Annotated in this window: 17 protein-coding genes; 11 read left to right on the top strand and 6 right to left on the bottom strand. The window is 65.7% G+C overall.

Features of this window, described 5'->3' with window-relative positions; genetic code table 11:
• The first annotated feature begins 252 nt into the window (after positions 1–252).
• The 4 genes from SPYCA_RS13920 to SPYCA_RS13905 are packed head-to-tail and all read left to right on the top strand — an operon-like array spanning position 253 to position 6,419.
• Positions 253–2,703 (top strand): cyclic nucleotide-binding domain-containing protein, encoded by a 2,451-nt coding sequence (locus SPYCA_RS13920; protein ID WP_120221314.1) that lies wholly within the window; start codon positions 253–255, stop codon positions 2,701–2,703.
• On the top strand, positions 2,703–3,584 hold the full coding sequence (locus tag SPYCA_RS13915; protein WP_232003325.1) for a hypothetical protein: 882 nt from the start codon (positions 2,703–2,705) through the stop codon (positions 3,582–3,584). Before SPYCA_RS13920 ends, SPYCA_RS13915 begins: the two co-directional genes overlap by 1 nt.
• A 10-nt stretch (positions 3,585–3,594) precedes the next feature.
• Positions 3,595–5,529: a cytochrome c3 family protein gene (locus SPYCA_RS13910; protein ID WP_120221312.1), complete on the top strand. Its 1,935-nt coding sequence runs from the start codon at positions 3,595–3,597 to the stop codon at positions 5,527–5,529.
• 41 nt (positions 5,530–5,570) lie between these two features.
• Positions 5,571–6,419: a metallophosphoesterase gene (locus SPYCA_RS13905; protein ID WP_120221310.1), complete on the top strand. Its 849-nt coding sequence runs from the start codon at positions 5,571–5,573 to the stop codon at positions 6,417–6,419.
• Between the two features lie 179 nt (positions 6,420–6,598).
• On the opposite strand, the gene SPYCA_RS13900 is transcribed toward SPYCA_RS13905, so the two are convergent.
• Positions 6,599–7,066 (bottom strand): cupin domain-containing protein, encoded by a 468-nt coding sequence (locus SPYCA_RS13900; RefSeq protein WP_120221308.1) that lies wholly within the window; start codon positions 7,064–7,066, stop codon positions 6,599–6,601.
• 96 nt (positions 7,067–7,162) lie between these two features.
• On the opposite strand from SPYCA_RS13900, the gene dapE reads away from it, so the two are divergent.
• Positions 7,163–8,299 (top strand): succinyl-diaminopimelate desuccinylase, encoded by a 1,137-nt coding sequence (gene dapE / locus SPYCA_RS13895; RefSeq protein WP_120221306.1) that lies wholly within the window; start codon positions 7,163–7,165, stop codon positions 8,297–8,299.
• Between the two features lie 186 nt (positions 8,300–8,485).
• Here the strand turns inward: dapE and SPYCA_RS13890 are convergent, their stop codons facing one another.
• The 3 genes from SPYCA_RS13890 to SPYCA_RS13880 are packed head-to-tail and all read right to left on the bottom strand — an operon-like array spanning position 8,486 to position 11,069.
• Complete coding sequence (locus SPYCA_RS13890) at positions 8,486–9,064, bottom strand: Smr/MutS family protein (RefSeq protein ID WP_120221304.1); 579 nt, start codon at positions 9,062–9,064, stop codon at positions 8,486–8,488.
• 6 nt (positions 9,065–9,070) lie between these two features.
• A complete protein-coding gene (gene mltA / locus SPYCA_RS13885) occupies positions 9,071–10,399 on the bottom strand; it encodes a murein transglycosylase A (RefSeq protein ID WP_172595087.1) in 1,329 nt (442 codons plus the stop codon).
• Positions 10,400–10,403: 4 nt separating this feature from the next.
• Complete coding sequence (locus tag SPYCA_RS13880; protein WP_146625146.1) at positions 10,404–11,069, bottom strand: Tim44/TimA family putative adaptor protein; 666 nt, start codon at positions 11,067–11,069, stop codon at positions 10,404–10,406.
• A 246-nt stretch (positions 11,070–11,315) separates the two neighbouring features.
• On the opposite strand from SPYCA_RS13880, the gene secB reads away from it, so the two are divergent.
• The 6 genes from secB (at position 11,316) to SPYCA_RS13850 (ending at position 17,141) form a co-directional block, all read left to right on the top strand.
• Complete coding sequence (secB, locus tag SPYCA_RS13875) at positions 11,316–11,834, top strand: protein-export chaperone SecB (protein ID WP_120221302.1); 519 nt, start codon at positions 11,316–11,318, stop codon at positions 11,832–11,834.
• A gap of 27 nt (positions 11,835–11,861) precedes the next feature.
• Positions 11,862–13,439 (top strand): murein biosynthesis integral membrane protein MurJ, encoded by a 1,578-nt coding sequence (gene murJ / locus SPYCA_RS13870; RefSeq protein WP_120221300.1) that lies wholly within the window; start codon positions 11,862–11,864, stop codon positions 13,437–13,439.
• A gap of 20 nt (positions 13,440–13,459) precedes the next feature.
• Entirely contained in the window at positions 13,460–14,458 is a 999-nt protein-coding gene (gene trpS / locus SPYCA_RS13865) for a tryptophan--tRNA ligase (RefSeq protein ID WP_120221299.1), read from the top strand.
• 154 nt (positions 14,459–14,612) lie between these two features.
• Positions 14,613–15,302, top strand: a complete 690-nt coding sequence (locus SPYCA_RS13860) for a DUF4136 domain-containing protein (protein ID WP_120221297.1) — start codon at positions 14,613–14,615, stop codon at positions 15,300–15,302.
• A 130-nt stretch (positions 15,303–15,432) separates the two neighbouring features.
• Positions 15,433–15,918: a hypothetical protein gene (locus SPYCA_RS13855; protein ID WP_443029487.1), complete on the top strand. Its 486-nt coding sequence runs from the start codon at positions 15,433–15,435 to the stop codon at positions 15,916–15,918.
• A 182-nt stretch (positions 15,919–16,100) separates the two neighbouring features.
• The gene (locus SPYCA_RS13850) at positions 16,101–17,141 is read left to right on the top strand and encodes a rod shape-determining protein (RefSeq protein WP_120221293.1); all 1,041 of its coding nucleotides are present in this window, start codon (positions 16,101–16,103) and stop codon (positions 17,139–17,141) included.
• Between the two features lie 196 nt (positions 17,142–17,337).
• Here the strand turns inward: SPYCA_RS13850 and SPYCA_RS13845 are convergent, their stop codons facing one another.
• Both SPYCA_RS13845 and SPYCA_RS13840 read right to left on the bottom strand, forming a co-directional pair.
• On the bottom strand, positions 17,338–18,363 hold the full coding sequence (locus tag SPYCA_RS13845; protein WP_120221291.1) for an adenosine deaminase: 1,026 nt from the start codon (positions 18,361–18,363) through the stop codon (positions 17,338–17,340).
• Complete coding sequence (locus tag SPYCA_RS13840; protein WP_120221289.1) at positions 18,356–18,931, bottom strand: phosphoribosyltransferase; 576 nt, start codon at positions 18,929–18,931, stop codon at positions 18,356–18,358. Before SPYCA_RS13840 ends, SPYCA_RS13845 begins: the two co-directional genes overlap by 8 nt.
• Positions 18,932–18,938: the final 7 nt, after the last annotated feature.

Below are 18,938 nucleotides of genomic sequence, written 5' to 3'. Positions count from 1 at the left end.
TCTGGTTTCGGTCGTTCGCGTCTTCTGACGGCAAAAGACTGCGAACGTCTCGTCGCAGCGGGAATTGCCGCGTCGCCGGTTGACCTTTTCCCGCTTTCAAGGGCATAGCTTGCCGTCAGGACATAAGTCCGGGTCGCATCCAGTGTTGGTGGTCGCTCAGGGGTGGGCGATTGGGGGAAATGGGATGCCCGAACATGCGTTCGCCGATGGCTTGTTCGCGGATGGTCGCTCCGCCCGCGACGGCGCGCGCGCATGAACGAGGCCGCCGCTCTTGATCGCGTAAAGGTCGCGATCATCGGGTCGGGTCCGGCGGGCCTCAGCGCCGCGGCGCGCGCGGCGCAGCTGGGGATGAGCCACGTCCTGCTCGAAAAGACCGACCATCTGTCCGACACCATCTTCAAATATCAAAAGGGCAAGCGCGTGCTCGCGACGCCCGAACGCCTTGATCTCCGCTCCGACTGCCGCTTTGCCGAGGGCGCGCGCGAACATATCCTCGCCAATTGGGACGAGGATGCCGCGAACAACGGGGTCAATGTGGCCTATCGCGCCGACGTCGCCGAGGTAACGGGCGAGAAGGGCGCGTTTGCGATCAAGACCGCGAAGGGCGACGTCTTTCACGCCGAAAATATCGTGCTGGCGATCGGCACGCAGGGCAATCCGAACCGCCTGCGCTGCGAAGGCTACGACCTGCCGCACATCATCTATCAGGTCGACGATCCCGAGGATTTCAAGGACAAGCACATCACCGTCGTCGGATCGGGCGACGCGGGGATCGAGAATGCACTGGGGGTGGCCGAGGAGGCGCTGGAAAACACTGTCACCATCCTCAACCGATCAAGGGATTTTGCGCGCGCCAAGGCCAAGAATGTCTCCGACCTGATGGAAGCGGGCGAAAACGGACTGATCGCGATCCGCACCGAGACACAGCCGAAGAAAGTCGAACCCGGCTGGCTGACGCTTGACACCCCCGATGGCGAGGAACGCATCCCGTGCGACGTCATCGTCGCGCGGCTGGGGTCGGTCGCGCCGCGCGCCTTCGTCGAATCGATGGGGATCGAGTTCACCGGACCCGACCGCGAGGCGTTTCCCAAGCTGTCGCCGACCTTTGAATCGACGGTGCCCGGCATTTTCGTGATCGGCGCGCTCGCGGGCTATCCGCTGATCAAGCATTGCATGAACCAGGGCTATGACGTCGTCGAGTTCATCAATGGCAACACGGCGCTGACCCCCGCCGACGAAAAGGATCTGGCGGCGATCTTTGCGGGGTTGCCGCAGCAGAAATCGGTGAGCGAATGGCTCGACTATCTGCGCGAACGGGTGAGCATTTTTGCCGATGTCTCACCGCTCCAGATGCGCGAGTTCATGCTCGATTCGACGGTCGCTTTCTATCGCAGCGGCGAGGTGGTGTTCGAGAAGGGCGAACCGGGGTCGTCACTGTTCGCGATCGCCGATGGTTTCGCCGAGGTCGAGGTCGGTCCTGGCGTCACCGTGCCGATCGAACAGGGGTCGATTTTCGGCGAGGTCGGGTTGATTTCGGGGCGCAAGCGCGGCGCGACGATCCGCGCGGGCGCCGACAGCATCTTCGTCGAAGTGTCGCGCACCGCGGCGCTCAAGCTGATGGCGGCGGTGCCGGGGGCGAAGCGCGCGATCAACCGCATTTCGCTCGAACGCCAGTTGCTGCAAATCTTCAAGGGCGGGCTGACCGCCGAGGATCTGGCGCCGGTCGTCGAGGCGGCCGAGGTCGAGCGCGTCCCCGCGGGCAAGGCGGTACTGACCGAGGGCGAGCAGGGCGACGATGTCTATGTGATCCGGTCGGGCTCGATGGTGGTCGAAAAGGACATCGGCGGCAAACCAATCTTCCTCCGCTACCTGCCCGCAGGCAGCTTCTTCGGCGAAATGGGGGTGCTGAGCGGACAGCCGCGCAACGCCACGGTGAAGGCCGCGGTCGGCAGCGAGGTCATCAAGCTGACCGGCGACAGTTTCCGCAAGATGCTCGCCGCGCGGCCGCAGGTGCGCGCGGCGACCGAGGCCGCGGTCGCCGAGCGCGCGGCGATGAACAGCTTTATCGAATCGCGCAAGGCGAGCTATTCGAGCGCGGTCGATCTCTATTCGGACACCGCCAGCTTCATCATGAAAGAGGGGCTGGGCGAGGCGACCGACGCGCTGCTGATCGACGAGAATCTGTGCGTCGGTTGCGACAATTGCGAAAAGGCGTGCGCCGACAGCCACGAAGGGCTGTCGCGGCTCGACCGCGAGGCGGGCAAGACCTTTGCCCATCTGCACGTCCCCACCAGCTGCCGCCACTGCGAGCATCCGCATTGCATGGCCGACTGCCCGCCGAACGTGATCCACCGCGGCCCCGACGGCGAGGTATTCATGGAGCCGGGCTGCATCGGCTGCGGCAACTGCATGCGCAACTGCCCCTATGGCGTGATCCGCATGGAAGCGGCGCCGCCGCCCAAGCCGGGGCTTTTGAGCTGGCTGTTGTTCGGGCGCGGGCCGGGGCCGGGCGAACCCTCGCCCAAATGGACCAAGAAGCAATTGGGCGACGAGAAGCCCAAGAAGATCGCGGTCAAATGCGACATGTGCAAGGGCATTGCGGGCGGTCCGGCGTGCGTGCGGGCGTGCCCGACCGGCGCCGCGATCCGCGTCTCGCCCGAAGAGTTTCTGTCGATCGCGCGACTCGACGAGGCGACCGACTGATGGCCAGCCTGTTCCAACGCCGCCGGTCGAAAGCCACGCAGGTCGAGCGGGTGCGCGAGCGCCAGCACGAAGGCTTTCTGCGCTATGCGGGGTTCCGCTGGGCGAAGATTTCGGGGGGGATCTGCCTGCTCGTCATCCTCTCCTATGCGCTTGTCGACGTGACGCCGCGGCACAATGGCGGCAGCTGGTACGGCTATACGCTCGGGACGATCGGCGCGCTGCTGATCCTGTGGCTGACCGCGCTCGGCTATCGCAAGCGCCGGATGACGCGCGATTACTGGTCGCTCAAAGCCTGGACCTCGGCGCATGTCTATCTGGGTTTGAGCCTGATCGTCATCGGCACCTGGCACACCGGCTTTCAGCTCGGCTGGAATGTCCACACGCTCGCCTGGGCGTTGATGATGCTTGTCATCCTGTCGGGGCTTTATGGCGTCATCGTCTATGCGACCTTGCCCACCGCGCTGTCGAACAATCGCGAGCAGATGACGCAGATGCAGATGCTGGAGGCGATCCGCGCCTTCGACCGCCAGCTGCACAGCGCCGCGCAGCCGCTGACCCCGACGGACAGCGCCGCGGTGCTCGCCTCGCTGGACCAGGATCCGTTTGCGGGCGGCGCGTGGGCGCGGCTGCGCGGCCGCTATCCCGCCTGCGCCACCGCCGCGGCGCGCAGCGCGCTCGCGACATCGCAGGGCGGCGACGCCGACGCGCGCGCCAAGGTCGTGCAGCTGTTGTTGCAGAAGGAGGCGGCGCTGGCGCGGCTGCGCGAACATCTGCGGCTGCGCGCGCTGCTCGAAATCTGGCTCTATGTGCATGTGCCGCTGACCTTTGCGCTGATCGCGGCGCTGTCGGCGCATATCGTCAGCGTCTTTTTCTATTGGTGAGGCAGGGACGATGAGCTTCATCCTGCGCCGCATCGCAACGACCAAGACGGGCAAGCAGATCGTCCGCGATTTGGCCCTTCCCGGCGACAGGATCACGCTGGGGCGCGACAGCGCGAGCACGATCCACATCGCCGATCTGGCGGTGAACCCGCACCATGCGACGATCGCCAGCAGCGACGGGCGCACGGTGCGGGTGACCGCGCAGGAAGGGCTGGGGTTCGACCTCAACGGCCGCACCGAAACTGTCGCCGACATCGACAGCGCCGCGGGCGCCGAGCTGCGTTTCGGCGGGCACCGGCTGACGATCGCGCGCGAGGAGGACAAGATCATCCTGCTCGTCGAGCGCATCGACGAACTGTCGCAATCGTCGAAGGATGTCGACGAGGTAAAGGCCTTTTCGCTCGCGGGCGTGATGCCGGGCAAGCGCGTCGGCGCGTGGACCTTTGGCCTGCTCATGCTGCTGGCGTTTCTGATCGGCCCGATCTGGGCGTGGTACAGCTATAAAAATGTCGACGAGCGGCCGGGCAATTTCCACGCCGATCGCACCTGGATTTCGGGTCCGCTGTCGAGCGCGCACGCCAATCTGACCAAGGATTGCCAGTCGTGCCATGTCGAGCCCTTCGTCGCGGTGACAGACACGGCCTGCGTCAACTGTCACACCGGCGAGCACAAGGCGATGAGCATGGCGCACGCGGGTGCGCCGACCGCGATGCTGCTCGCGGCGCGCGCGCCGACGGGCGGATTCGACAAATTGCTCGCCAATGTCGGCGAGGCGTTCAACCGGCCGCAGGGGCGCTGCGTCGATTGCCACACCGAACATGAAGGCGCGGGGCCGATGGCCGCGACGCCGCAAAAGTTCTGCGCCGATTGCCACGACGGGATGCAGGGTCGGCTCCAAAACGCGGGGCATCCGACGATGCTGGCCGATGCCAGCGATTTCGGAACCGCCCACCCCGAGTTCCGCCCGCTCGTCCGCGCGGCGTCGGGAGCGCAGCCGGCGCGCGCTGCCCCGGGCAAGGCGACGGTCGATTACAACGGGCTGAAGTTCCCGCACGACCTGCATCTTCAGGCGACCGGCGGCGTGGCGCGCATGGCGGCGAGCTTCCGCGGGCGCCATGATTTCGGGCAAAAGCTGGAGTGCGAAAATTGCCATCGCGTCGAGACCGACGGGGTGCGCGTCAAGCCGGTCGAAATGGAACGCGACTGCGCCATGTGCCACAGCCTGGCATTCGAGACGGTCGGCGGGGTGACGCGAACCTTGCGCCACGGTGAACCGGCACAGGTCGTCGCCGACCTCACCGCCTATTATCGCTCGACCCCGCCGTCGCGGCCGCTCCAGCTCGGCGGGATGCAGCGGCGGCGGCCGGGCGCCTATGCCGAGGGGCAAGTCTATAACATCTATTTCAACGAGGTGGCGGTGCGGCCGAGCCGCGCGCAGGATGCGGTCCGCGCCGTCTTTTCAAAAGGCGGCGCATGTTACGACTGCCACACGATCTTTGCGCCCGCAGCCGGGAACAGCTGGCGCGTCGCGGCGGTCAACCAGACGCCGCGCTATCTGCAAAAGGGCTGGTTCGACCATGACGCGCACAAGGAAACCGCCTGCGCCGATTGCCACACCGCGGCGCCCGCGTCGAAAAGCTCGACCGATCTGCTCGTCCCCGGCCTCCGCCAATGCCGCGATTGTCATGTCGGTGAGGGCGGGGCGCGGCTGGTCAAGGTCGAGACCGCGACCGTGTCGCCGTGCGCGATGTGCCACGAATATCATTCGGACGGCGGGAAGCCGTGGGTGCCGAACCGTCAGCGGAGGGTTAACAGCGCGGCAATTACAAATAAACGTGCCGATGCTAGTGCGGGTGTGAGCGCGATCACAGGAACCGCGGCGCGCGGTCTTTATCGTGTGACGTGGCGCACACCCGCCTTGCACGGGGCAAGGCGGGGCGGGTGAACTATCGGGCCGGGACCAGCCGGTGACAGCAGGGGACGGATATGCTGATCGCCCAGATCACCGATATCCATATCGGGTTCGATCCGGACAATCCGGCCGAATATAATCGCAAGCGCCTCGACGAGGTGCTCGACGTGCTGATCGAGGGGCCGAACCGCCCCGACCTGTTACTCGCCACCGGCGACATCACCGACCGTGGCGACGCCGACAGCTATCGTCGCCTTGCGACCGCCTTTTCGCGCTGCCCCTTTCCGGTGTGGCCGAGCGTCGGCAACCATGATTTGCGTCGCAATTTCCACGCGCGCTTTCCGGGTTTCGACGACGGCAACGGCTTTGTCCAATATACGGTCGAACTGCCCGAACTCCGGTTGGTGACGATCGACACGCTGGAGGAGGGACGCCACGGCGGCGCCTTTTGCGCGCGCCGCGCGGCGTGGCTCGACACCGAACTCGCAAAGGAGCCTGCCAAGCCGACCTATATCGTCATGCACCACCCGCCGGTCGAAAGCGGGATCGAATGGATGAACACCCATCCCGACGAACCATGGGTGGCGACCTTTACCGAGGTGGTGCGGCGTCATCCGCAGGTGCGCGGGCTGATCTGCGGCCACCTCCACCGCAGCGTGACGGTGGCGTGGGAGGGGCGGACGATCGCGATCTGCTCATCGACCGCGCCGCAGGTGTCGCTCGACCTCAGGCCCATCGACGAAAATCACCCCGACGACCGCCCGATGATCGTTGCGGAGGATCCCGCCTATGCGCTCCACCGCTGGAACGGGCGCGAACTGGTAAGTTTCTACGACCATGCGGGCGCACACACGATGCTGGCGAAATATGACGAGCGGTTGCAGCCGCTGGTGCGCGAATTGAAGGCGGAAAGGCCGGGCTGAACACCGGCACCAGCATTATCCGTGATCCCGGCGAAGCCTGTGGGGTGGGTTCACATTTGGAGTGCACCAGTCGGGTAAGGAATGCCTTGGCTGGGGTTAGGGGGTTGAGACATTATCGAGGGGTATTGTTGTGAGCGCGATGGGGATGTGCGGGCCCATGTGTCCAACGCTATCCCCGCTCAGGGAATCCGCTTGGTCGGATAGGGGGTGCCGTCCTTGTGGAAATAACCGTCGGGCGTGAAGATCATGTCGATGTCCGAATAGCCGCCGCCGGTGTCATATTTCTTGCCGCCGCCGAGTGCGACGAAGACGCAGTCGGCATCGGATTCGTTGATGAGGTGATGGCCGTTGGTGCTGCCCTTTGGCCACACCGCAATGTCGCCCGCGCGCATGATGTGGCGGCCGTCGTCCTCGACCAGCACCGCCTCGCCTGCGATCATGACCAGCATCTCATCCTCGCCGTCGTGCCAGTGGCGCTGCGACGACCAGGCGCCGGGTTTGAGCACCACATGGCTCGCGGCAAAATCGCTGAGCCCCGTCGGCGGCGCGAGGCGGCGGTACCAGCGGCCCTGCACGGGCGCGTCATAGGGCGCGGGATAGCCAGTGACATTGGTTTGCGGGATGGTATCGAGATCGAGTTTGGGCATGATGCAGTCCTGCTTTCTGTTCTGCCTTTGTTTCGCATAATTGGTGCGCGATGCAAAGCCTCGACTTCGCGTCATGCGAAGGCGTAAAGGGCGGGCATGACACACAGCATCGACCCCATCGAGCTAGCCAGGGCACTGATCGCCGCCCCCTCCGTCACCCCCGCTATGGGCGCGGTGTTCGATGTGCTTGAAGCGGCGCTCGTTCCGCTCGGTTTCACCGTCGAGCGCTTTATCGACGGGATCGAACCCGATGGGCCGGTCGAGAACCTGCTCGCGGTGCGGCGCGGGAGCGGGCCAAGGCATTTCGGCTTTGCTGGACATCTCGACGTCGTGCCGCCGGGGGTGGGATGGACGAGCGATGCCTTCGATCCGCAAGTGCGCGGCGAGCTGCTCTACGGACGCGGCGCGGTCGACATGAAGGGATCAATTGCAGCGTTTGTAGCCGCGGCCGCGGCGACGCCGCGGGATGCCGGCACGATCAGCCTCATTATCACCGGCGACGAGGAAGGCCCGGCGATCTTCGGCACGCGCGCGCTGATGGAGCATATGGACGCGCGCGGGGTGAAGCCCGACATGATCGTCGTCGGCGAGCCGACGTCGGTGAACCGGCTGGGCGACATGGTGAAGATCGGGCGGCGCGGGTCGGTCAATATCTGGATCGACGTGCCGGGGACGCAGGGGCATGTCGCTTACCCCCATCTCGCCGATAATCCGATTCCCAAGCTGGTGAAGATATTGGCGGCGATCGATGCGGTGGTGCTGGACGAAGGCAGTGACTGGTTTCAGCCGTCGAATATCGAGTTCACCGACATCGAGGTCGGCAACGGCGCGACCAACGTCATTCCCGCCTCGGCGCGCGCGCGCATGTCGATCCGCTTCAACGACCAGCATCGGGGCACCGAGCTGGTGGCGATGATCGAGCGCATCGCGCATGAGGTCGAGCCAAATGCGAAAGTTCTGGGCAAGATTTCGGGCGAGGCGTTTCTGACGCCGCCGGGCGAATTGTCCGAGCTGGTCGCCGAGGCGATCCATGCCGAAACCGACATTCGCCCCGAAATGTCGACGACGGGCGGCACGTCGGACGCGCGCTTCCTGCACGCGCTGTGCCCGGTGGTCGAATTCGGGCTGACCAATGCGACGATGCACAAGCTCGATGAGGCGGTTGCGGTCGAGGATCTGCACAAGCTGACGGCGATTTATGGGGGGATTCTGATGCGGGCGCTGCTGGATTGAACTTGTTTCGCGCAAAAGCGCGAAGGCGCCAAGAAGAATAATCTCACACAAAGACACGAAGACACGAAGATGGGGCGAAAGTCCGCGATACGGGCTTGTTGCCGCAGGCGATCAATAAAGGCGCTTCGCGCGATCCGCAGCCAGTGGCGCTTGTTCAGGCTGGCGCCGTTGAGCCTTTGCGTGAGATCAATCGTCTCTTGAGCGTCGCAGGATCACATAGAGTGCGCCCGCGCCGCCGTGGCTGATATGCGCGGGGCGCAGCGCGACGATCTGGTCGGCGTGGGGCGAGACGGCGAGCCAGTCGGGGAGCGAGGCGCGGATTGCGCCGCGCGGGCGCGGAGCCCCATGCGTCTGCGGCAAGCGGTCGGCGCCAGGGCGAAGGCGCCCGGCGACGACGAGCAGCACGCGCGCGCCGCGGAGCAGCGCGCGGCCGATGGCGTCGTCGAGCAGTGCCTGCGCCGAGGCGAGCGTGTGACCGTGCAGGTCGATGCTCATGTCGGGGCGGACGAGCCCTTTGCGCAGGCGCCGATCCCAATGGCCGTCGAGCGTGGCGGCGCCGTGGGTGCGGCGTGGCGGTGGAAGCGGTGCTGCGCTGCGCGGCGGCGCGGCGGCACGCGGCGCGGTGCTGCGCGGCGCGGGCAGGGGCGGCACGGCCGTCGGCGGCGCGGCAGGAGCGAGCGGCGAGGGCGGCTTCGGCAGCGGCGTCACCGTCGCCGCGACCTTTTTCCACAGCGCGCTTTCTTCGGGAGCGAGGCGCCGCGGCATCCCCGGTCAGCTTTCGGGAAGCAGGCGCGCGATGCTGGCGCGGGGCAGCAGCAAGAGCGCGGTCCCGCGCGCCAACATGCCACCGGCGATTGCGCGCGCTTCTTCGCCCGCGCCCCAGAAGCTGTCGAAGCGGTTGGCGCCCTTGATCGCGCCGCCCGTGTCCTGCGCAATCCAGAGGCCGTTCGGTTCGGCGCGGTCGAGCGAGAGGAAAACAGGGGCGCCGAGCGGCACATATTTGGGATCGGCGGCGACGCTGACGCGGCCCGTCACGGGCACGCCGAGCGCCCCGAGCGGGCCGGGGCCGGTCAGTTCGCGGAAGAAAACCCAGCTGGGATTTTCGTTCATCACCGCCGCGCCGCGCACCGGATCGGCGCGCAGATAATCGAGGATGCCTTGCATCGACGCCTGCCCGCGCTGCAGTTCGCCGCGATCGAGCAGCAGCTTGCCGATGCCGACATAGGAGCGGCCGTTCTGACCGTCATATCCGATGCGCATCACGCCGCCGTCAGGAAGGCGGAGGCGGCCCGAACCCTGCACCTGGAGGAAAAACAACTCGGCGGCGTCGGCGGCCCACGCCAGTTCGAGTCCACGCCCTTCGAGCGCGCCCGATTCGATCGCAACGCGGTCATAATAGGGCACAAAGCTCGATCCATCGACGCGGCCGCGGATCCTGCGGCCTTTGAGATCGTCGGCGAACTGGCCGAGATCGGCGTCGACGAGATCGGCGGGGCGGCGATAGATGGGGACGTCATAGCCCGGCTGCCTGGTACGCGAGGCCGCAATCTCCGGCTCGTAATAGCCGGTGACGAAGGCGGCGCCGGTGCCGATCTGCACCGTACCGAAATAGCGTGCGAAGAAGGCGGCGGCGTCGCTGTCGGCCCAGCTGGCCGCAGCGGCGCAGCTTTCGGTCCAGTCGGCATTTTGCGTGAGGCCGCTGGCGTCGGCGCGGCGCTGGACCGACGGGCAGCTGATGCGAAAGGCCGCGAGCGCCGCCGCCGCCTGTTCGGCGGTTACACCCAGGACGGAAAAGTCGGGGCCGGGCGTCACCCCGCTGTTCGCCGCAGTGGTCGCGTCGGCGGGAACGGCAGCGGCGGCAAGCGGCGCGCGCGGGGTGGCCGGGATCGGCTGGACCACGATGCCGACTCGTTCGGACGGGCGCGGGATATAGGGGCGCGGTTGGCCCAGCGGCCGCGACGGCGCGGAGGGCGATACCGCGGGGCGGGCGGGGTCGGCCGTGTTGGGGATGACCGACGCGCAGCCCGACAGGAGCGGGAAGGCAGCGAGCAGCGCGAGCCCAAAAAGACGCGCCCGCGACGCTGCCGCCATCCGGATCATGGGGTCAGGCCGATTCGGCTTCGTCGAGCAGCCAGTTGGGATCGTTGCTGCCGATCTGGCGGCGGAAGGTCCAGAGGTCGTCGGTTTGCGCCGCGTCGCTCATCGACCCGGCGATCAGCTTGCCGTCGGCGTCGCGCGTGACGGCGCTGATGTCGGCGCAATACCGCACAGTGATGCGGGCTTCGCCGCGGCGCAACTCAACCGCAGTGATCTTTGCCGAATCGATGCCGATCAGGCGGTTCTCCAGCGTCTCGCCTCGGGTCTCGCGCGCGTCGATCGCTTCCACAAAGGCCGCGTAGCTGTCGTCGTCGCAAAGATCGCGGAGCGTTTCGCGATCGCCTTTCCAAAAGGCCTCGAGAATCATGCGATAGGCTGCCTTTGCGCCTTCCATGAAGCGGCCGGCGTCAAAACTGCGATCGTTGGCAAGCAGTTGGCGGAGGCCCGCTTCTGCGGCAGGCTCATAGACAAGGCCCGCCATATTGGTGGCCGGAGTCGCGAGCGCCGGTGCGTCGCCGTCGTCCAGGCGGATCGGCGCTGGGGTAGCGCGATCGTCGCGTCGCGGCAGCACAGGCTCCTGTTCATGGCCCGTCCGCTTGCCGAGCACCGAGTAGAGCCGCATTCCCAGAAAGGCGGCGATCATGGCGAGCAGGACAATCGAAAAAGCGGTCACGGGCAAAGGTCCAATGCGAGCAATGGCAACATGTCGCGTAATACATAGGCGATACGTTGTCGTGTTTCAAATGGCCATGGTCGCTGGCGTCCGGCGCGTCAATGATTTCGGCCTCGGCTTGCGCCCCTCTGGCGCACCATTGTGCTCTTGAACCGTCGCTGCTAAGCGCCGGCGCAACCGTTCGCCGCGGTCCCGATACGGCTCGCGGCATTGGCAGTCCATATTTTCAGCGAAAGCATTCTCATCATGGCCGACGAGACGAGCCCCGACATCAACAATCCGGCATTGCAACCCAATGGTGAAGACACCAGCCCGGCGATTGGCTTGATTTCGCAATATGTAAAGGATCTGTCGTTCGAAAATCCGAACGCGCCCGCGGTCTACCAATGGCAGGGCGCGCCGCAGGTCGATGTCCAGTTCAACATTGCTGCCGACGGCGTGGGCGAAAATCTGTATGAAGTCACGCTGAAGATCGACGTCACCTCGAAGACCGATAATGGCACGAGCTTTGTGATCGAGCTGAAATATGCGGGTCTGTTCGGGGTTCGCAATGTGCCCGACGATCAGCTTCAGCCCTTTTTCCTTGCCGAAGCGCCGCGCATCCTTTTCCCCTTCGCGCGTCGCGTCGTCGCCGACGCCGTGCAGGATGGCGGTTTTCCGCCCCTGCTGCTTGAGCCGATCGATTTCCATGGTCTTTTCATGCAACAGGTCCAGGCAGCGCAAGGCGAGCGGGTCGGCGAAGGCGCACCAGTGGGGCAGGCCTGACCCCGGCATCGGGAGCGGACCAACGCATTGAGCAACCTGGTCAAAAGCGTCGGGACGATCGGCGGGCTGACGCTGGTTAGCCGCGTTTTCGGCTTTGCGCGCGACATGCTGCTGAGTCGTATCCTGGGTGCGGGTGGGATCGCCGACGCCTGGCAGCTGGCCTTTCAGCTCCCCAATATCTTTCGCCGCCTGTTCGCGGAGGGCGCCTTTGCCGCCGCCTTTGTCCCGCTGTTCAACCAGCGGATGACAAAGGATGGCGAGGCAAGCGAGGCGCGTGCCTTTGCCGAGGCGGTGCTGGCGGTGCTGATCCCGATCCTGATCGTCTTTTCGGCCCTGCTGTTGATCGTCATGCCATGGGTGATGGGGCTGTTCGCGAGCGACGCGCTGGAAGCCGACGGCGCGCGGTTCGACCTGGCGGTGACGATGGCGCGCATCGCCTTTCCCTATCTGGCCTTCATGAGCGTCGCGACGCTGTTTGCGGCGATCCTCAACAGCCTGTCGCGCTTTGCGGCGGCCGCGGCGGCGCCGATCCTGCTCAACATCTGCCTGATCGCGGCGCTGCTGCTGGGAATGTTCACCGGCGATGGCGGCGAGGACGCCAAGGCGGCGACGGGGCTGTATCTGGCGATCGCCGTGTCGCTGTCGGGGTTGTTCCAGCTGGGCTGGCTTTATTATTGGGTGCGGAAATCGGGGTTTCGCCCGGCGCTCCGCCGCCCGCGACTGACCGCGGGGGTGCGCGAGATGGGGGTGCTGATCCTGCCCGCGGTGTTCGGCGCGGGGGTCTATCAGATCAGCCGTTTCGTCGATCTGTTCTTCATCGCGATGCTGCCCGACAAGAGCATCACCTATCTGGCGATGGCCGACCGGCTCAACCAGCTGCCGCTCGGCATCATCGGCATCGCGCTCGGCACCGCGATCCTCCCCGCGCTGTCGCGCTTTGTCGCGCAGGAAGACCGCGACGGCGCCTTTCGCCTGCAAAGCAATGCGGTCGAGCTGTCGATGCTGTTGACCATGCCCGCGGCGGTGGCGCTGTTCGTCGCCGGACCCGCGATCACCAGCGCCTTTTATGTCGGTGGCGCGTATAGCGCGGCCGATGGGCTGGCGACAGGGGCGGTCGTCGGGGGGCTGGTCGTCGGCCTGCCCGCCTATGTGCTGGTCAAGGTGCTGGTCCCCAATTTCTTTGCGCGCAAGGACACGCGCACGCCGGTTTGGACCGCGGCGGCATCGCTGATCATCAACATCGGGCTCAACCTGCTGCTGATCCCGCCGCTCGGCATCGTCGGGCTGGCGCTCGCGGGGTCGATCGCGGCCTGGTGCAATGTCGCGATGCTCTATGCGATCCTGCATCGGAACGGGTTGTTCCACCTGACGGGGCAGGTGCTCAGCCGGATCGCGCGCATCGCGCTCGCCGCGGCGGCGATGGCGGCGGGGCTGCATTTCGCCGTTCCGCTGGCGGGCGACGCCTTCACCGGCGGCGTGTTCGAGCGGATCGCCGCGCTCGGTGCGATCGTTGCGGTGGGGGCGATGATATTCTTTGGTTGCGCCTTGCTTTTCGGCGTGGTCAATCGCGACACCGTCGGCCAGCTGCGCCGACGGCAACTGTAAACACAGACGGGATTATCGACATGCGGACGCTATCGGGCATCCAGCCCACCGGAAACTTGCACCTCGGCAATTATCTGGGCGCGATCCGCAACTGGGTGCGAATGCAGGACGAAATGGAGGGCGAGAAGCTCTATTTCCTTGCCGACCTGCACGCGATCACCGTCCATAACGATCCCGCCGAACTGACCGCGAACACGCGCGAGATGGCGGCGGCGCTGATGGCGGCGGGGATCGATCCTGAAAAGGCGATCTTGTTCAATCAGGCGCGCGTACCCGCGCACGCCGAGCTCGCCTGGCTGCTGTTCTGCACCGCGCGCATCGGCTGGCTCAACCGCATGACGCAGTTCAAGGAAAAGTCGGGCAAGAACCGCGAGGGCGCGAGCGTCGGGCTCTTCGCCTATCCGGTGCTCCAGGCCGCCGACGTGCTGCTGTATCAGACGACACACGTTCCCGTCGGCGACGACCAGAAACAGCATCTGGAGCTGGCGCGCGATATCGCGACCAAGTTCAACCTCGACACGGGGACCGAGACGTTCACCTTGCCCGAACCGACGATCCCGGCGGCGGCGGCGCGGATCATGAGCCTGCGCGACGGGTCCGCGAAAATGTCGAAGTCGGACCCGAGCGACTTGAGCCGCATCAATCTGGTCGACGATGCCGACACGATCATCGCAAAGATCCGCAAGGCAAAGACCGACCCCGAACCTTTGCCGTCGGAGGCGGCGGGGCTGGAGGGGCGGCCCGAGGCGAAGAACCTTGTGTCCATCTATGCCGCGATGGCCGACGAAAGCGTCGATCAGGTGCTCGCGCGCTTTGCCGGGCAGGGTTTCGGGGCGTTCAAGCCCGCGCTCGGCGAACTGCTGGTCGAGACGTTGCGCCCGATCGCGGCGCGGCTGACCGAGCTCAAGGGCGATCCGGCGGCGATCGACGCGGCGCTGGAATCGGGGGCGGCGCGGGCATCGGCGCTGGCGAAGCCGACGCTCGATGCCGCCTATGCGGCGCTCGGGCTTTGCCGCTAACCGGCTGGAAGAGCTTGCGGATCGGCGATTACGCTCCATATCCTTGGGGAAGGATGGTGCGACGAACCGGGTTCAACCAAGGTTAAGTCGCATCGGCATAGTCTATGCTATGAAGGCGCAGGCTGACGGCGCACCGAATCATGGAGCCAGATCGATGAGCAAGATGAACTTCCGGCGATGGGGCCTTGCCGCCCTGACGGGCGCGGCGCTCGCGCTTGCGGGCTGCGCGACGCCGTTCAAGGCCGATGTTGCGCGCTTCCAGTCGCAACTCCCGGCGCCGCAGGGGCAGAGCTTCGTCGTCGAAGCGAGCAACCCCGCGCTGCAAGGCGGCATCGAGTTCGGTCAATATGCCAATATCGTGGCGGGCGAGCTGACGCGCTATGGCTATCGCCCGGCGGCGAATGGCGAGAAGGCCGACCTGATCGTGCGCATGGACTATGGCGTCGACAAGGGCCGCGAGCGCGTGGTGTCGAGCCCCGGTTTCGCTGATCCCTGGTACGGCGGCTATTACGGCCGCGGCTTCTATCGCCCGGTGATCGTCCGCGGTCCGGGCGGGCGCCGCTATGTCTATGGCTATCGTGATCCCTTTCTGTGGGGCGGTTTCGGCCCGAGCTGGGGATATGGCGACATCAGCAGCTACACCGTCTATACGAGCGGACTGACGTTGCAGATCAATCGCGCGGCCGACGGCACGCGGCTGTTCGAGGGGCGCGCCGAGGCGCAGTCGCGCGACAATGATCTGCAGGCGCTCGTCCCCAATCTGGTCGAGGCGATGTTCACCGGCTTCCCCGGCAATTCGGGCGAACGGGTGCGCATCACGGTGGCGCCGCCCGAAAAGGGCTGAACGCCAACCCTGCGTCAAAGGCTCGCCGTTCAAGCGAAAGGCGGGCCCTTTTTGTGAGACGGGGCGCTTCGCTGGAAAGCTGGATCATCAATCGTTAAGCGGCAAAGGCTATCGTCGCGAACAGCGGAAGATGCCAGCATTGAAACCGACCTATCCCTTGCCCGTTCATCATAGCTGGCCGCTTTACGAGCGCGACCGCTTTTTCGAGCTGGGGCAATTGCATAGGGCGGACATGCTCGATCCGATCCCCGATGTCGTCGATATTGCCGCGCGGCTGGGGACGTCGCGCGTTCGCGTTGGTGAATGGGACTGCGACCTCATCGACAACAACCGGCTGCGCTGGTCGGACGAAGTTCACGACATTTTCGGGATCCCGCGCGGCGCCGTCGTCCACCGCGAAGAGGCGGTGGCGCTTTATGCCGAAGCGTCGCGCGCCGCGATGGAAAAGCTGCGCGCCTATGCGATCCGCCACCGGCGCGGCTTCACGATCGACGTCGAAATCTGTCCTGCTCAGGCCCCGCGCCGCTGGATGCGATTGATAGCGGCCCCGGTATGCGAGGAGGATCGCGTCGTGAGGCTGCAAGGGCTGAAGTTCCTCGTGCCGGAGGACGGCTGACCGCGAATTTTGAACGAAACGCACGGCCGGGCCTGAGAAACCACCGTTCTGGCACTATTGCCGACGCGCTTCGTTGACGCGCTCACGCCTTTTACGCAGTCGAAATTGCGACAGACGTTGCGGGCGCCGACGAGCCAGCTGCGACTGCTCTTCCTCCATTCGCGAAGGCATTTGCCCCACCTATGAAGTTTTTTGACCGCTTTGCGTCGGCCGCGCACAATATGGCCATCGACCTGGGGACCGTGAATACCGTGGTTTATGCGCGGGACCGGGGCATTGTGCTCAACGAGCCGTCGGTGGTCGCGCTGGAGACGCGCGACGGCGTCCGCCGTGTCAAAGTCGTCGGCGATGAAGCCAAGCTGATGATGGGCAAGACCCCCGGCAATATCGAAGCGATCCGTCCTCTGCGCGACGGGGTGATCGCCGACATCGACGTCGCCGAGCAGATGCTGAAGCATTTCATGGACAAGGCGCAGGGGGGCGCGAGCCGCTTTGCACAGCGCGTTCATGTCGTCATCTGCGTGCCGAGCGGGTCGACGATGGTCGAACGCCGCGCGATCCGCGACGCCGCGAGCAATGCGGGCGCAGCGTCGGTGCAGCTGATCGAGGAATCGCTGGCCGCGGCGATCGGCGCGGGGTTGCAGGTCGCCGAACCGAGGGGCGCGATGGTCGTCGACATCGGCGGCGGCACGACCGAGGTTGCGGTGCTGTCGCTGAGCGGCATCGCCTATAGCAATTCGGCGCGCGTCGGCGGCGACAAGATGGATGAGATGATTTCGTCGTTCATCCGCCGCAAGCATAATCTGATGATCGGCGAAATGACCGCCGAGCGCGTCAAGCTGACCATCGGCTGCGCGACGCCGCCCGACGGCGACGGCATGGTCCTGGGAGTGAAGGGTCGCGACCTGGTGACCGGCCGACCCGCCGAGGTGCAGGTGACCGAAGCCGAAATCGCCGAGGCGCTGGCCGAACCCGTCGGGCAGATCGTGAGCGCGGTGCGCGCCGCGCTGGAACAGACGCCGCCCGAATTGTCGGCCGACATCATCGATGAAGGGATCACGCTGACCGGCGGCGGCGCGCTGCTGCGCCGGATGGACGCGGCGATCGCGCGCGCGACGGGACTGCCGGTGGTGGTCGCCGACGACGCGCTGATCTGCGTCGCGATGGGCGCCGGGCGGGCGTTCGAGGATCGCACCTATCACGGGGTGCTGATCGCGGCGTGAGGTTGTTCGGGGCCGGAATGGGGTGAGGAGCTGCCCTATGATTTCGTCATGCTGAACTTGTTTCAGCATCCATGGCCTGACCTCTGATCCAGCGCTGCGCCGGAGGAAACGGCTGGGCTATGGACCCTGAAACAAGTTCAGGGTGACGAGAATTGAGAAGTCCGCTTTCGGTCGTTAGCGAACATCGCGCACGCGATCAGGCGCAGGCGTCGATCGCCGCGAGGTGGCGTGCCTTTTCGGCATCGCTCAGGAAGGAGCCGGTGAAGCTGTTGCGCGCGAGCATGACGAGATCGTCCCGCGACAGGTCGAGCGCGTCGGCGACGGCCTGGTAATTGGCGTTCACATAGCCGCCGAAATAGCTGGGGTCGTCGCTGTTGACGGTGGCCCTGAGGCCCGCATCGAGCATGGTTTTCAGCGGGTGAGCCGCGATGTCGCGCACGACGCACAGCTTGAGGTTCGAGAGCGGGCAGACGGTAAGCGTCATGCCCGATGCCGCGAGGCGGGCGACGAGGGCGGGGTCTTCGAGGCTGCGGTTGCCATGGTCGATGCGGTCGACTTTCAAGAGGTCGAGCGCTTCGCGGACATATTCGGGCGGGCCTTCCTCGCCCGCATGGGCGACGAGCTTCAACCCGAGCGCGCGGGCGCGCGCGAACACGCGCTCGAACTTGGCGGGCGGGTGGCCGAGTTCGGACGAGTCGAGACCGACGCCGACGATGCGACCCAGGAAGGGCAGCGCTTCGTCGAGCGTCGCCTCGGCCTCGGCTTCGCTGAGATGGCGGAGGAAGCAGAGGATGAGCCTGGAGGTCATCGCGTACCGCGCCTCCGCGTCGTCCAGCGCGCGGGTGATGCCGGCGATGACGGTTTCAAAAGCGACGCCGCGCGCCGTATGACCCTGCGGGTCGAAGAAGATTTCGATGTGACGGACGTTGTCGGCGTTCGCGCGGGCGCAATAGGCGGCGGTGAGGTCGTAAAAATCCTGCTCGGTCTGGAGAACGCCCATGCCCTGATAATAGATGTCGAGGAAGTCCTGAAGGTTCGAGAAGGCGTAAGCCGCGCGCACGTCGTCGATGCTGGCGAAGGGGATGGCGACGCCGTTGCGCTGCGCGAGCCTGAACATCAGCTCGGGTTCGAGCGAGCCTTCGATATGGAGGTGCAGTTCGGCCTTGGGCAGGCGGGCGATAAAGGCGGCGCGCTCCTCGCGCGAGGCGAAGCCGTCAGGCACCCGGCACCTCCGCTTCGCCGAGGATGATCGCCGCTTCGGGTTTGTGACGGCGGATCTCGTCCACCGTCAGCCCGTCGATCTCGTGCGGGAAGATCAGCCACTGGTCGGTTTCGTGGACGAAGAAATCGGGGCGGAGGTCGGTGACGTTGCGGCGCGGCTTGAACCAGACGGTCGCGATGCGGATGTCGCGCGGCATATTATGACGGCAGCGCGCCTTCAATTCGGACAGGAAAGCGCGGATGCTGCGACCCGAATCGAAGACGTCATCTATGATGAGCAGGCGGTCGTCGGGGTTCAGCGTGTCGATGAGATAGCCGAGCGCGAAGACGCGCACGCGCGTGTCCTGATCGTCGATGCCGCGGTAGGAAGAGGTGCGGATCGCGATATGGTCGCAGGCGTGCCCATGATAGTCGAGCAGTTCCTGCACCGCGATCCCCACCGGCGCGCCGCCGCGCCAGATGCCGACGAGATGCGTCGGTTTGAACCCGCTTTCGATCACCTGCCGGCCCAGCCGCAGCGAATCGGCGAGCAGTTCGTTGGCGCTGATGAAAATCTTGTCGTCGCTCATCGCACCG

The sequence above is a fragment of the Sphingopyxis sp. FD7 genome (genome assembly GCF_003609835.1).
Classification (GTDB): domain Bacteria; phylum Pseudomonadota; class Alphaproteobacteria; order Sphingomonadales; family Sphingomonadaceae; genus Sphingopyxis.
Note: the sequence above shows the minus strand (reverse complement) of the source record. Positions and strands in the feature narration are given on the sequence as shown.

Coding starts and splice junctions, on each gene's coding strand:
- trpS (WP_120221299.1), top strand. CDS start 13,460: ATGCGGACGCTATCGGGCATCCAGCCCACCGGAAACTTGCACCTCGGC.
- SPYCA_RS13860 (WP_120221297.1), top strand. CDS start 14,613: ATGAGCAAGATGAACTTCCGGCGATGGGGCCTTGCCGCCCTGACGGGC.
- SPYCA_RS13900 (WP_120221308.1), bottom strand. CDS start 7,066: ATGCCCAAACTCGATCTCGATACCATCCCGCAAACCAATGTCACTGGC.
- SPYCA_RS13915 (WP_232003325.1), top strand. CDS start 2,703: ATGGCCAGCCTGTTCCAACGCCGCCGGTCGAAAGCCACGCAGGTCGAG.
- SPYCA_RS13920 (WP_120221314.1), top strand. CDS start 253: ATGAACGAGGCCGCCGCTCTTGATCGCGTAAAGGTCGCGATCATCGGG.
- mltA (WP_172595087.1), bottom strand. CDS start 10,399: ATGATCCGGATGGCGGCAGCGTCGCGGGCGCGTCTTTTTGGGCTCGCG.
- dapE (WP_120221306.1), top strand. CDS start 7,163: ATGACACACAGCATCGACCCCATCGAGCTAGCCAGGGCACTGATCGCC.
- SPYCA_RS13905 (WP_120221310.1), top strand. CDS start 5,571: ATGCTGATCGCCCAGATCACCGATATCCATATCGGGTTCGATCCGGAC.
- SPYCA_RS13890 (WP_120221304.1), bottom strand. CDS start 9,064: ATGCCGCGGCGCCTCGCTCCCGAAGAAAGCGCGCTGTGGAAAAAGGTC.
- SPYCA_RS13850 (WP_120221293.1), top strand. CDS start 16,101: ATGAAGTTTTTTGACCGCTTTGCGTCGGCCGCGCACAATATGGCCATC.
- SPYCA_RS13910 (WP_120221312.1), top strand. CDS start 3,595: ATGAGCTTCATCCTGCGCCGCATCGCAACGACCAAGACGGGCAAGCAG.
- SPYCA_RS13855 (WP_443029487.1), top strand. CDS start 15,433: ATGCCAGCATTGAAACCGACCTATCCCTTGCCCGTTCATCATAGCTGG.
- SPYCA_RS13840 (WP_120221289.1), bottom strand. CDS start 18,931: ATGAGCGACGACAAGATTTTCATCAGCGCCAACGAACTGCTCGCCGAT.
- secB (WP_120221302.1), top strand. CDS start 11,316: ATGGCCGACGAGACGAGCCCCGACATCAACAATCCGGCATTGCAACCC.